Here is a 12,966-nt window from a genome sequence, read left to right as displayed (position 1 = left end):
GACCACACGTGGACTGGAACGCAATCCTCATCACCACGGTCAAGGCCTCGATCGGCCTGGAGACCGTCGTCTACGCGCTCGCCGCGATCGGCGTCAACATCCAGTTCGGCTACGCCGGGCTGCTCAACTTCGGCCAGGCGGCCTTCCTCGGCGTCGCCGCGTACGGCATGGCCGTCACGGTGGCCACCTTCCACCTGCCGTTCTGGCTGGGCATCGCGATCGGCCTGGCCGCCACCGTCGTGCTGGCCTTCCTGCTTGGCATCCCGACCCTGCGGCTGCGGGCCGACTACCTCGCCATCGTCACCATCGCGGCGGCCGAGATCGTCCGGCTCGTCTTCAGGTCGGTGGAGTTCAGCAGCGTCTTCGGCGGCTCGGACGGCCGGCAGAACTTCTCCGGCGACTTCTTCGCGATGAACCCCTACTCCCCCGGCACGTACGGCATCGGCCCGATCGGCTTCAACGAGCGGGTGACCTGGATCCTGACCGTCGGCTGGGTGCTCATCGCGATCTGCTGCGGGCTGGTCTACCTGCTCATGAAGAGCCCGTGGGGCCGCGTGCTCAAGGCCATCCGCGAGGACGAGGACGCCGTGCGCAGCCTCGGCAAGAACGTCTTCTCCTACAAGATGCAGGCGCTGGTGCTCGGCGGCCTGGTCGGCTGCCTCGGCGGCTTCCTGTTCGCGCTCGGCCAGGCGTCGGTGCAGCCCGACCTGTTCAGCACCGAGTTCACCTTCTACGCGTACACGATCGTGATCCTCGGCGGCGCGGCCCGCGTCTTCAGCCCCGTCGTCGGCGCCGCGATCTTCTGGGTGCTGCTGGTCTTCGTCGGGAACACGCTCAGCGAGGCCGTCTCGGCCGGAATGCTCCCCTCGCTTTTCACCGTGAACAACATCGGCGCCGTCCGGTTCATGCTGGTCGGCCTCGGCCTGATGCTCCTGCTCATCTTCCGGCCCCAGGGCATCTTCGGCGACAAGAGGGAGATCGCGCTCGATGCACGCTGACAGCACCACGACGAGGAAGGCGGCGGCGGTGACGGCCTTCGCGGGCCTCGATCGCGAGCCGGGGGTCGCCAAGCCCGACCCCATCCTCGTCGTCGACAACGTCGTACGCCGCTTCGGCGGCCTCACCGCCGTCGACGTCGCCCACCTGGAGATCCAGCGCGGCTCGATCACCGCGCTCATCGGGCCGAACGGCGCCGGCAAGACGACGTTCTTCAACCAGCTCACGGGCTTCGACAGCGCCGACGAAGGGTCCTGGGCCTTCAACGGCAAGCAGCTCAAGGGCGTGCCCGCGCACCGGGTGGCCCGCACGGGCATGGTGCGCACGTTCCAGCTCACCAAGGCGCTGTCGAAGCTCACGGTGATGGAGAATATGCGGCTCGGCGCGCAGAACCAGCGCGGGGAGAACTTCTTCCGCGCGCTTGTCCCGGGCAGCTGGCGCCGGCAGGAGGACGAGATCACCGAGCGGGCCGAGGAGCTTCTCGAACGCTTCAAGCTCGACGCCAAGCGCGACGACTTCGCCGGCTCGCTGTCCGGCGGCCAGCGCAAGCTGCTGGAGATGGCCCGGGCGCTGATGGTCGGCCCCGAGCTGGTCATGCTGGACGAGCCCATGGCGGGCGTGAACCCGGCCCTGACCCAGTCGCTCCTCGCGCACGTGAAGGATCTGCGTGAGGAGGGCATGACCGTGCTCTTCGTCGAGCACGACATGGACATGGTCCGCGACATCAGCGACTGGGTCGTGGTGATGGCGCAGGGCGCCGTGATCGCGGAGGGGCCGCCGAACACCATCATGTCCGACCAGCGGGTGGTCGACGCGTACCTGGGCGCCCACCACGACGCGCCGATGTCGGCGGAGGAGTTCGAGGAGCAGCTGCAGGAGGCCGAGGCCGAGCTGGAAGCCGAGATCGAGGAGAAGGCATGAGCGCAGCCGAGCCGGACCGCTCCGTCACACCGGACGCCGCCGTCACGCCCGACGCCGCCGAGCCGAAGCCGGCCGAGACGGCCAGGTCAGCGGACACGGGGCCGGACACGAGGGCGGACACGGGGATGGACGACGACGAGAGCGTCTCCCGGGCGGCCGTCACCGACCGCTCCGAGCACGTCGCCGGGGCCGAGAGCGCGCTGCTGCGCGCCGACGAGCTGTACGCGGGCTACATCCCGGGCGTCAACATCCTCAACGGCACCGACCTGTACGTGAAGAAGGGCGAGCTGATCGGCATCATCGGCCCCAACGGCGCCGGCAAGTCGACCCTGCTCAAGACCCTCTTCGGGCTCGTGCCCGTACGCAGCGGCTCGGTCACCCTGGACGGCGAGGACATCACCAACCTCAAGGCGCACGCGCTGGTGTCCCGGGGGGTGGGCTACGTCCCGCAGACGAACAACGTCTTCCCCAGCCTCACCATCGAGGAGAACCTGGAGATGGGCGCCTTCCAGGTGCCCGGCAGGTTCAAGGAGCGGTTCGAGTTCGTCTGCGAGATCTTCCCCGCCCTGCGGGAACGCCGCAAGCAGCGCGCGGGCTCGCTGTCCGGCGGTGAGCGGCAGATGGTGGCCATGGGCCGCGCGCTGATGACGGAGCCGTCGGTCCTGCTGCTCGACGAGCCCTCCGCGGGCCTGTCGCCCAAGCTGCAGGACCTGGTCTTCATCCAGGCCCAGCAGATCAACAAGGCCGGCGTCACAGTGATCATGGTGGAGCAGAACGCCCGCCGCTGCCTGCAGATCTGCCACCGCGGCTACGTGCTCGACCAGGGCCGCAACGCCTACATGGCCAGCGGCCGCGACCTAATCAACGACCCCAAGGTCATCCAGCTCTACCTGGGCACGCTCGCGCGGGCCTGAGCCCGGCCGCACGACCCCTTCACAGGACCCCGGCGGAACTTCTCCGCCGGGGTCCTCGTCGTGGATCTGTGACCGGATCCGCATCCGTCCGGCACCCCGTCCGGCACTCTTACGCGCACAATGAGGCGTATGACGCGAAGCTTCCCACGGGCGGCGCTGGTCGTCACAACGGCCACCGCTCTCGTCGTGAACCTGTCCGCCTGCCAGGCCCCGGATCACGCGCCCACGCCGCGTGGCGCGACCACCTCGCCGGACGCCGCCGGCGCCGTCTACGTGACCGGGGCGAAGGCGGGGGACGACCCCTGCGCCCGCGTCGTGTCGGCCATCGGCTATCTGGGGCTGTCGCTGCTGCCCGCCGGGCAGGAGGAGGCCCAGCACTGGGACGGGGACGTGCGCGGCCGTTTCGGCTACCTCCGCGGGACCATGGCGATGTACGGCCCCCGGCTGCCCGCCCCGGCCGCTCCGGCCGTCGCGGCCGTCGACGGCCTCGCCGGGACCCTCTCCCTCGCCCGTACGGCGGACTCCCGGCGGCCCCGCCTGCTGCGCGAGTACCGTACGGCGTCCGCCGCCGTCCTCACCGCCTGCGGCCGTCCTTCACCCGGATAACGCGCACCCGGACGACGCAGCGGGGGCGGGCCGGTAGGACCGGCCCGCCCCTTTCACCGTCGTGCCGCCCGGCTAGCCGGAGATCTTGCCGGTGTTGAAGGCGACGTTCTTGTTGTTGTTGTCGGCGCCGTACTCGTAGACGCCGATCGTGGCCTCGGCCGGGTCACCGGCGTCGTTGAACTCGATCGGGCCCGACGCGCCGTCGTAGTCGATGTCCTTGCCCGCGGCCAGCAGGTCGGCGCAGGACTTGAAGTCCGTGCACTTCTCACCGCCGCTGGACACGTCCTTCAGCTTCGCCGCGATGTCCTTGCCCACATCGCTCTTGGCGGCGATCGCCGCGAGCGCGGTGACGATCGTGGCGTCGTACGACTCGGGGCCGTAGTTGAAGTCCTTGAGGCTCGGGTCGACCGACTTCAGCTTCTCCTTGAAGTCGTCGGAGACCTGAGCGCCCGGCTGGGTGCCCTTCGCACCGTCGAGCGTGCCCTTGGGGAACCCGTCCTTGCCGGTGCCGTAGTTGGACAGGTTGCCGTCGACGAAGTAGTACTTCACCTTCTTGGCGGTCAGGCCCTGCTTGACCAGCTCGGGGACGATCTTCTTGGTCTCGTCGAACCCGATCAGCGCGATGGCCTTGGGGTTCTTCTGCTTGATCTTGGCGACGTCCGCCGAGTAGTCGGCCGCCTTCGGGTCGTAGATGACCTTCTCCACGACCTCGCCGCCGCCGCCCTCGACCGCCTTCTGCACGTTGTCGGCCAGACCCGTGCCGTACGCGTCCTGGAGGGCGAGGATGCCGACCGTGTCGTTGCCGTCGGCGAGGATGAGGTCGCCGAGCACGCGGCCCTGCAGCACGTCCGGCGGCGCCGTACGGAAGTACAGGCCCTTGTCGTCGTACGTGGTGAACTGGTCGGAGGTGTTCGCCGGCGAGATCTGCACGACGCCCGCACCAGTGATCTTGTCGATGACCGACAGCGACACCGAGGACGACGCGGCGCCCACGACCACGTCGGCCTTCTGCTGCAGCAACTTGTCGACAGACTGGGAGGCAATGTTGGTGGAGGTGTCACCCGAGTCCGTGTCGATCTCGATCACCGGCTTGCCGAGAACACCGCCGGCGTCGTTGATCTCCTTGACGGCCAGCTTCACACCCGCGAACTCCGGCGGGCCGAGGAAGGCGAGCGAACCGGTCTGGGGCAGCAACGTGCCGATGGTGAGGACGCCGTCGCCCTGCGCGTCGGCGGGGGCCGAGGAGGCCGCCGGCGCCGGGGCCGAGGCGCTCGGGGCGGCGCTGTCCTCGCCACCGCCACAGGCCGCCAGCGCGAGCGTGGCGGCTGCGGCGACGGCCAGAGCCCGCCCGAGGGGGGCAATGCGGATCATGAAAGCATCTCCTTCATCCAGGCCCGGGAATCCGTCAGCGCTGCCGACTGTCCCGATCGAATGGCTGAAACGTACATAGCCGGGGGTGCCCCCGACCAGGGATGCATCAGAACTGTCCGCACTTGGATGCGGAGTCGTAATAACTCCTCAACTTAGCGGCACACGTCCCTGACCAGGAGTCTTCTCCTGGACGATCAGCAGGGGCGCGTGGTCAGGCGGTTGCCGTGGCCCCGCCGCCGTTCTCGTTCACCACGATCTGCGCCACCTGGCGCATGCTCATGCGCCGGTCCATCGACGCCTTCTGGAGCCACCGGAACGCCTGCGGCTCGGTCCACCCGTGCTGGGCCATGAGCAGGCCCTTCGCCCGCTCCACCAGCTTCCTGGTCTCCAGCCGCTCCGACAGCGTGGAGACCTCCTTCTCCAGCGCGGCGATCTCTTCGTGCCGGGTGACCGCCATCTCGATCGCGGGGACCAGGTCGCCCTTGGTGAACGGCTTGACCAGGTAGGCCATCGCCCCCGCGTCCCTGGCCCGCTCCACCAGGTCACGCTGCGAGAACGCGGTGAGGATGAGACAGGGGGCGATTCGTTCGGAGACGATGCGCTCGGCCGCCGAGATCCCGTCGAGCACCGGCATCTTCACGTCCAGGATCACCAGGTCGGGGCGGAGTTCCAGGGCCAGTTTGACCGCCGTCTCGCCGTCACCGGCCTCCCCGACCACGGCGTAGCCGTCCTCTTCGAGCATCTCCTTGAGGTCGAGGCGGATCAGCGCCTCGTCTTCCGCGATCACCACTCGCCGCTGCGTACTCACGCACAAGAGGTTACCGATGTCCGCTACATTGGAACCACGCCAGGGGCCTCGTGGGTGATCACCTGTTTGGTAGGCTACTGTGCGACGGGTTCGGACAAAGCAGGCAATGTCCGGATTGAAGCCCCGGTACCCCAATGGCATGAGGGAGCGGATTCAAAACCCGTACAGTGTGGGTTCGAGTCCCACCCGGGGCACTTTTCACCTCATGTGTTCGCTCGGAAACTGTCGGTGGCGACTGCCACGATCGGGCGTGTGTACGATTCCTCGACTCGCCGCCGGGCTCTCCGTCTCCTCGACTCCGGTCTCACCTCGACTCCGGTCTCACCTTGGCTCAGGCGAGCCGTCGCCTGGGCATCTCCCCCTCGACGCTCCGTGAGTGGCGGGACCACCCTGACCGGCCTCCCGCCCGGGCCGCGACCTGCCCGCGCTGCGAGGAGATCCCCGCGATGTCACCGAGCATCCGGGGCTCTTCGCGCGCGGTCTCATCCACTCGGACGGCTACCGGGGGACGAACCGGGTCCGGCGGCCGGTCGGCGGGGAGGACAAGTGGTACGAGTACCCGCGATACCTGTTCAAGAACGAGTCGGCCGACATCCTCCGGCTGTGCGGTGAGACGCTGGACCGCCTCGGCGTCGCGTGGCGCCACAACAAGCCCAACGAGATCTCGGTCGCCCGACGCGACGCCGTGGCCCGCCTCGACCGGTTCGTGGGCCCGAAGTATTGACCCGCACTCCTCCGCACCGCGCTTCTCGCCACCGCCCCCGTACCAAGACGCCGCGGACAGGGTCAGGCGAGGCTGTCGAGCCAGGCATGGTGGAGGCGGGCGAACCGGCCGGAGCGGGCGATCAACTGGTCGGGCGAGCCGTCCTCCACGATCCGGCCGTGCTCCATCACGAGCACCCGGTCGGCGATCTCGACGGTGGACAGGCGGTGGGCGATGATCAGCGCGGTCCGGTCGGCGAGGATCGTCCGCAGCGCCCGCTGCACAAGCCGCTCGCTGGGCACGTCGAGGCTGGAGGTGGCCTCGTCCAGGATCAGCACGGCGGGATCGGCGAGGAAGGCCCGGGCGAACGCGACAAGCTGCCGCTGCCCCGCCGACATCCGGCCGCCGCGCTTGCCGACCTGGGTCTCGTATCCCTCGGGGAGGGTGGAGACGAACGTGTGGGCGCCGATGGCCTCCACGGCCCGCGCGATCTCCGCGTCCGGCGCGTCGGGGCGCCCGAAGCGCACGTTGTCCGCGATCGTCCCACTGAACAGGTAGTTCTCCTGGGTGACCATGACCACGTGGCGGCGCAGGGTGTCCTCGTCCAGGCCGCGCAGGTCCACGCCGTCGAGCAGCACCCGCCCGGCCACCGGGTCGTGGAACCGGGCGACGAGCTTGGCCAGCGTGGTCTTGCCCGCGCCGGTCGTGCCGACGACGGCGACCGTCTGCCCGGCGGGGATCTCCAGGTCGAGCAGCGGCAGCACCGGCGGGCCCTCGGTATAGCCGAACCGGACGGCCTCGAAGCGCAGTTCCCCGGCGGCCCGCGGCAGCGGCACCGGCCGGGCGGGCTCGGCCACCGCCGGTCGCTCCTCGAGCACCCCAGACAGCTTCTCCAGCGCCGCCCCCGCCGACTGGAGGGCGTTGTAGAACTGGCTGATCTCCTGCATCGGCTCGTAGAACTGGCGCAGGTAGAGCAGGAACGCGGCGAGCACGCCGACCGTGACCGTGCCGCGCAGCGCGAGCAGGCCGCCGTACAGCAGGACGACGGCGACCGTGACGTTGCCGATCAGCTTGATGCCGGGCATGAACACGGCCACCAGTCGCGAGCCTCGCACGTTGGCGTCGCGGTAGTCCGCGTTGAGCCGCTCGAAGATCTCCTGGTTGCGCGGCTCCCGGCGGAACGCCTGCACCGCCCGGATCCCGGTCATCGTCTCCACGAAGTGGACGATCACGAGCGCGACGGCCTCCCGCGTACGGCGGTAGGTGACGCTCGACTCCCGGCGGAACCACCGGGTGAACAGCAGCAGGACCGGGAGCGGCAGCAGCGCCACCAGACCGAGGCGCACGTCGAGCACCAGCAGCATGACCGCGGTGCCGCACAGGGTGAGCACGGCGGTGACGAGGCCGTCGAAGCCCGAGTCCAGCAGTTCGGCGATCGCGTCCACGTCGGAGGTCAGCCGGGAGATGACCCGCCCCGAGGTGTACTTCTCGTGGAACGACAGCGACAGCCGCTGGAAGTGGTCGAAGACCCGGCGGCGCAGCTCCAGCAGGACGTCCTGGCCGATCCGGCCCGCCATCTGCAGGAACGCCTGCCGGGTGAGCGCCTGCGTGACCGCGGCCAGCAGCACCGCGGCGACGACGGCCAGCAGGGCCCCCGCGCCGTGCCCCCGCAGCATCGGGGGGATCCCGTCGTCGATGCCCTTCTTCACCAGGTACGGCAGGGCCAGCCCGGCCGCGTTGGACACGACGATGACCGCGGTGAGCACGGCGATCGCCCGGCGGTGCGGGCGGAGCAGGTCGCCGAGCAGACGGCGGGACCGGGTGCGCAGCAGCAGGGAGACCCGCTCGGAGATCTCGTCCCGCTCCTCGGCCGCGACCCCCCGCCAGGCTGTGTTTCCCGCTTCGCCCATCGGGGGGCTCACATCCGATTCGCTGTCGGTTTCCTGGGTCATGGCGCGGATCTCTCGGCGTCGAGGCCCGCGTCCTGGGCGAGCAGTTCGCGGTATTCCGGAACCGTGGCCAGCAGGTCGCCGTGCCGTCCCACGTGGGCGATGGTGCCGTCGCGGAGCAGCGCCACGCGGTCGGCGAGCAGCACCGTCGAGGCGCGGTGGGCCACGACGATGCCGGTGGCGTCGGCGAGCACGCGGCGCAGCGCCTCCTCCACCAGCGCCTCGGTCTCCACGTCGAGCGCCGACAGGGTGTCGTCGAGCACGAGCACGCGCGGGCCGCCGAGCACGGCCCTGGCCAGCGCCAGCCGCTGCCGCTGGCCGCCCGACAGCGACATGCCCTGCTCGCCGATGCGGGTGTCGAGCCCCCATGGCAGGTCGTAGGCGAACGTCGCCTGCGCGATCTCCAGGGCCTGCCTGACCTCCTCCTCGGTGGCGTCTCCGCGGCCGAGCGTGACGTTCTCGCGCACGCTCATGGAGAACAGCGTGGGTTCCTCGAACGCGGTGGCGACCACCGAGCGCAGCGAGACCGGCGACAGGTGCCGTACGTCGTGGCCGTCGATGGTGACGCGGCCCGCGGTGACGTCGCACAGGCGGGGCACGAGGGTGGTCAGCGTCGTCTTGCCCGAACCGGTGGCCCCGACGACGGCGACGGTCTCCCCCGGCCGCACCTCCAGCCAGACGTCGCGCAGCACCGGGCGGTCCGCGCCGGGGAAGCGGAACTCCACGCCCTCGAAGCGGACGTGGCCGCGGGGGCGCTCGATGACGGCCGCGCCGCCGCGGATCGCGGGAACCGTGTCGAGCACCTCGACGACCCGGTCCGCCGAGGTCATCGCCTCCTGCCCCATGGCGAGGATGTAGCCGAGGGAGGCGACCGGCCAGACGAGCTGGAGGACCAGCGTGGTGAACGCGACCAGCGTGCCGAGCGTCAGCGCGCCGGCCCCGACGGCGATGGCGCCAAGCAGCAGGACCAGTGCGAGCGTGACGTTCGGCACCACTTCGAGGAAGGTGAAGAACCGGGAGGCCAGGCGGACCTTTCCCAGGGTGGTGCGGCGGACCTCCCGCGCGGCGGCGGTGAAGCCCCCGAAGACGTGCTCGCGCCGCCCGAACGCCCTGACGGTGCGGACTCCGACGGCCGACTCCTCGACGAGTGTCGCGAGGTCGCCCTGCTGGTCCTGCAGCCGCCGGGAGATGCCGATGTAACGCCGCTCGAACCGCAGCGACAGGGCCACGACGGGGAGCGCGGAGGCGGCGACCAGCAGCCCGAGCGGCCAGTACATCCGCAGGAGCACCACCGTCACCGCGGTGAGCTGCAGGATGTTCATGATCAGGAACAGCACGCCGAACCCGAGGAACCGGCGGATCGTCGACAGGTCGCTCGTCGCGCGGGACAGCAGCTGGCCCGACTGCCACCCGTCGTGGAAGCTCATCGGCAGCCGCTGGAGCTGCCGGTAGACGTCGTCACGGATCGCGGTCTCGAGGCCGAGGACCGGCCCGGCCTGCGACCACCGGCGGACGAACGTGAGAACCGCCTCGGTCACACCGAGGCCGAGGGCGAGCAGCCCGAGCGGGACCAGCCCGGCCAGATCTCCGTGGGCCACCGGCCCGTCGATGATCTCCTTGCCGACGAGAGGGATCACCGTGCCGGCCGAGATGCCGCCGAGCGCCGCGAACCACGAGACGACCAGGCTGCCGGCGTACGGCCGCAGGTAGGCCCGCAGCCGCCACAGTGAGCGCCACGACGACCGGCCGTGGACGGGCCCGGGGGTCTGGGGGGATGCCATCAACGGGCGCAGCGCTCCTCCGGCGTCTGACAGGGCGGATTACTCGCTCCTGCCATGCTCCGTCGAAGAACGCCGCGTCCGCAAGCGGTTTGATCCCGCCGCCGGGGATCACAGCTCCCACGGAGGCCGGGCCCGTGCGGCCCGGCCCCGCGGGCCGCCGGTGTCAGCCCGCCGGGTGGGCGACGAGCGAGCCGACCGTGTGGACGCGCAGCGCGTTGGTGGACCCGTGGTTGCCGGGCGGGGAGCCGGCCACGACGACGATCTTGTCGCCCTTCTCGCACACGCCGAGGGCGAGCAGCGAGGCCTCCACCTGACGCACCATGTCGTCGGTGTGGTGGACGAACGGCACCTCGAACGTCTCGACGCCCCAGGTGAGCGCGAGCTGGCCGCGCACCTGCGGGTTGGAGGTGAAGGCGAGCAGCGGGATCGACGAGCGGTAGCGCGCCAGGCGGCGGGCGGTCTCACCGGACATCGTGAACGCCACCAGGGCCTTGGCCTTGACGATCGCGCCGACCTCGGCCGCCGCGCGGGCGATGGCGCCGCCGGTCGTCTCGGGCAGCCGGTCCAGGTTGTGGGTGGCCTGCAGCGTGGTGCCCTCGGCCGCGACCGCGATGCGGTCCATCGTGGCCACGGACTCGATCGGGTAGGTACCGACCGAGGTCTCGCCGGACAACATCACCGCGTCGGCGCCGTCCATCACCGCGTACGCGACGTCGGACGCCTCGGCGCGGGTGGGCCGCGGGGCACTCATCATCGAGTCGAGCATCTGGGTGGCCACGATGACCGGGTGGGCCTTCTCACGGCACAGCTCGATGATGCGGCGCTGGACGATCGGCACCTGCTCCAGCGGAAGCTCGACGCCGAGGTCGCCGCGGGCGACCATCACGCCGTCGAAGGCGTCGACGATCTCCTCCAGGCACTCGACGGCCTGCGGCTTCTCGATCTTGGCGAGGAGCGGGAGCCGGACGCCCTCCTCCTCCATGATCGCGTGGACGAGGGCCGCGTCCTCCGGCGACCGGACGAACGACAGGGCGATCATGTCGACGCCGGTGCGCAGGGCCCAGCGCAGGTCCGCCACGTCCTTCTCCGTGAGCGCCGGGGCGCTGACGGCGACACCGGGGAGGTTGAGGCCCTTGTTGTCGGAGATCATGCCGCCGATGACGACGCGGGTGACGACGCGCGGCCCCTCGACCGCGGTCACCTCGAGGTTCAGGCGGCCGTCGTCGACGAGGATGGTGTCGCCGGGACCGACGTCGCCGGGCAGGCCATCGTAGGTGGTGGAAACGATGTCACGGTCCCCGGGGACGTCCTCGGTGGTGATGGTGAAGACGTCGCCGAAGCCGAGCCGGACGGGGCCGGAGGCGAAGCGTCCGACGCGGATCTTGGGTCCCTGGAGGTCGGCCAGGATGCCGACGGCACAGCCCAGCTCGTCGGCGGCGGCCCTGACCCGGTCGAACACCTCCTTGTGCAGCTCATGGCTGCCGTGGGAGAGGTTGAAACGGGCCACGTTCATGCCCGCCGTGATGAGCTCGCGAAGGCGCTCCGGCGAGGAGGTGGCGGGCCCGAGGGTACAGACGATCTTTGCTCGACGACTCACAACACTACCCTAATTGGTACAGACCACTCGATGTGACGGCACATACAGCCGTCGCCAAATGTTCAGACACTTCACGCGATCACCCGCGTGCCCTAGCCTGCAGCCATGGAACGTACCCGGGCATGGGGGGCGATAACGGCGCTGTTCACCCTGGCGGCGTGCGGAGGCCAGGCTACCGAATCCCCCGCGCCTCCGCCGGGTGTTTCCGTGTCACTGAACCAGTGGCGCAGCGACGAGGCGGCCCACGAGCTCGAGGTCTCCGTGCGCAACGACGGCGACACCCCCGTCCGGTTCCTCGACGTGCAGCTCGTCACCGGCTCCTTCGCCACGCTCCCGCCGGCCCGGGTGGACTCCACGCTGGGCCGGACTCCGCGCACCGACCTGCGGATTCCCTACGGCGAGGCGCGGTGCGACCCCGCGACGATCCCGCCGGTCCGCCCCGCCACCGTCGTGGCGACCGTGCAGGCGGGCGAGGGACCGGCGCGCAGGGCGGAGTTCCCCGTACGCCATCCGGACCCGCTGCTGGCGGGGCTGGTCAAGGCCGAGTGCGGGGCGTACCTCCTGCGCCGGGCGGCGGACGTGACCTTCGGCGACACGTGGACCAGGGCGGGCCGGGCGCTGCGCGGGGTGCTCCTGGTGACCAGAAAGCAGGGCGCGGAGCCCGTGACGATCGACGAACTGGGCGCCACCACGCACTACACCGTCAGGCCGCTGTCGGGCCGCAGCCGTCCGGTGGCCGTGCTGGAGCCGGGGTCGCCGCGCCTGGAGATCCCGGTGGAGGTCACGCCCGCCCGCTGCGACTGGCACGCCTTCGCCGAGGCGAAGAAGGCGTACCTGTTCCCGGTCTACGGGACGGTGGGGGCGGGCGAGCGGCGCTACCTCATCGCGACGCCTCCCGCGCCGGTGCAGCAGACGTTCCTGTCGTACGCGAAGGACGTCTGCGGCGTCGGCGGATGACGACGGCCAGACCGGCCCAGGAGACGAGCACGACGGCGATCACGGCCAGCCGGACGGCCGTGACGTACTCCTCGGGATAGACGGCCCCTTCGATGTAGGTGTCGATGAAGCCGCCGGGCAGCAGGCCCCGCTCCCCCGCCCGGGCGCGTCCCCAGTTCTCCAGCGCCGTCAGCGGGCACTCCACCAGCCCGGTGAGCTGGACGAGCGCCCAGGCGCACAGCGCGAGGTGCGGCCAGGCCAGCCGGGGCCGCCACCAGGCGGCGAAGCCGCCCAGGGCGATGTAGGCGATGACCAGGAAGTGCGCGGCCATCGTGGCCTGCCAGACGAACCGGTAGATCATGATCTGCCCTCCTGAGAAGCCGA

Annotated in this window: 11 protein-coding genes and 1 tRNA gene; 6 read left to right on the top strand and 6 right to left on the bottom strand. The window is 70.5% G+C overall.

Going from position 1 to position 12,966, the window contains the following annotated elements:
* The first annotated feature begins 8 nt into the window (after window positions 1–8).
* The 4 genes from OG344_RS22025 (at window position 9) to OG344_RS22010 (ending at window position 3,437) form a co-directional block, all read left to right on the top strand.
* Complete coding sequence (locus OG344_RS22025; RefSeq protein ID WP_405084678.1) at window positions 9–998, top strand: branched-chain amino acid ABC transporter permease; 990 nt, start codon at window positions 9–11, stop codon at window positions 996–998.
* A complete protein-coding gene (locus OG344_RS22020; RefSeq protein ID WP_405084677.1) occupies window positions 988–1,917 on the top strand; it encodes an ABC transporter ATP-binding protein in 930 nt (309 codons plus the stop codon). Before OG344_RS22025 ends, OG344_RS22020 begins: the two co-directional genes overlap by 11 nt.
* 125 nt (window positions 1,918–2,042) lie before the next feature.
* On the top strand, window positions 2,043–2,831 hold the full coding sequence (locus tag OG344_RS22015) for an ABC transporter ATP-binding protein (RefSeq protein WP_405089141.1): 789 nt from the start codon (window positions 2,043–2,045) through the stop codon (window positions 2,829–2,831).
* 129 nt (window positions 2,832–2,960) lie between these two features.
* The gene (locus OG344_RS22010; protein WP_405084676.1) at window positions 2,961–3,437 is read left to right on the top strand and encodes a hypothetical protein; all 477 of its coding nucleotides are present in this window, start codon (window positions 2,961–2,963) and stop codon (window positions 3,435–3,437) included.
* Window positions 3,438–3,509: 72 nt separating this feature from the next.
* On the opposite strand, the gene OG344_RS22005 is transcribed toward OG344_RS22010, so the two are convergent.
* On the bottom strand, window positions 3,510–4,808 hold the full coding sequence (locus OG344_RS22005) for an ABC transporter substrate-binding protein (RefSeq protein WP_327045190.1): 1,299 nt from the start codon (window positions 4,806–4,808) through the stop codon (window positions 3,510–3,512).
* A 211-nt stretch (window positions 4,809–5,019) separates the two neighbouring features.
* Window positions 5,020–5,598, bottom strand: a complete 579-nt coding sequence (locus tag OG344_RS22000) for an ANTAR domain-containing response regulator (RefSeq protein ID WP_405089140.1) — start codon at window positions 5,596–5,598, stop codon at window positions 5,020–5,022.
* A 138-nt stretch (window positions 5,599–5,736) separates the two neighbouring features.
* Here OG344_RS22000 and OG344_RS21995 point away from each other — a divergent pair.
* Window positions 5,737–5,810, top strand: a tRNA-Leu gene (locus OG344_RS21995).
* Window positions 5,811–6,402: 592 nt separating this feature from the next.
* On the opposite strand, the gene OG344_RS21990 is transcribed toward OG344_RS21995, so the two are convergent.
* From OG344_RS21990 to pyk, 3 genes are all read right to left on the bottom strand, one after another.
* Window positions 6,403–8,229, bottom strand: a complete 1,827-nt coding sequence (locus OG344_RS21990; protein WP_405084675.1) for an ABC transporter ATP-binding protein — start codon at window positions 8,227–8,229, stop codon at window positions 6,403–6,405.
* Window positions 8,230–8,267: 38 nt separating this feature from the next.
* Window positions 8,268–10,049, bottom strand: coding sequence for an ABC transporter ATP-binding protein (locus OG344_RS21985; protein WP_327045186.1), 1,782 nt, complete (start codon window positions 10,047–10,049; stop codon window positions 8,268–8,270).
* Window positions 10,050–10,212: 163 nt separating this feature from the next.
* Window positions 10,213–11,646: a pyruvate kinase gene (gene pyk / locus OG344_RS21980; RefSeq protein WP_327045185.1), complete on the bottom strand. Its 1,434-nt coding sequence runs from the start codon at window positions 11,644–11,646 to the stop codon at window positions 10,213–10,215.
* Window positions 11,647–11,853: 207 nt separating this feature from the next.
* Between pyk and OG344_RS21975 the strand changes: the two genes are divergently transcribed.
* The gene (locus tag OG344_RS21975; RefSeq protein ID WP_405084674.1) at window positions 11,854–12,603 is read left to right on the top strand and encodes a hypothetical protein; all 750 of its coding nucleotides are present in this window, start codon (window positions 11,854–11,856) and stop codon (window positions 12,601–12,603) included.
* Here OG344_RS21975 and OG344_RS21970 read toward each other — a convergent pair.
* The gene (locus OG344_RS21970) at window positions 12,527–12,943 is read right to left on the bottom strand and encodes a DUF2784 domain-containing protein (protein WP_405084673.1); all 417 of its coding nucleotides are present in this window, start codon (window positions 12,941–12,943) and stop codon (window positions 12,527–12,529) included. The genes OG344_RS21975 and OG344_RS21970 overlap by 77 nt on opposite strands.
* Window positions 12,944–12,966: the final 23 nt, after the last annotated feature.

Origin of the sequence: Microbispora sp. NBC_01389 (assembly GCF_045040095.1) — a bacterium.
Classification (GTDB): Bacteria; Actinomycetota; Actinomycetes; order Streptosporangiales; family Streptosporangiaceae; genus Microbispora.
Note: the sequence above shows the minus strand (reverse complement) of the source record. Positions and strands in the feature narration are given on the sequence as shown.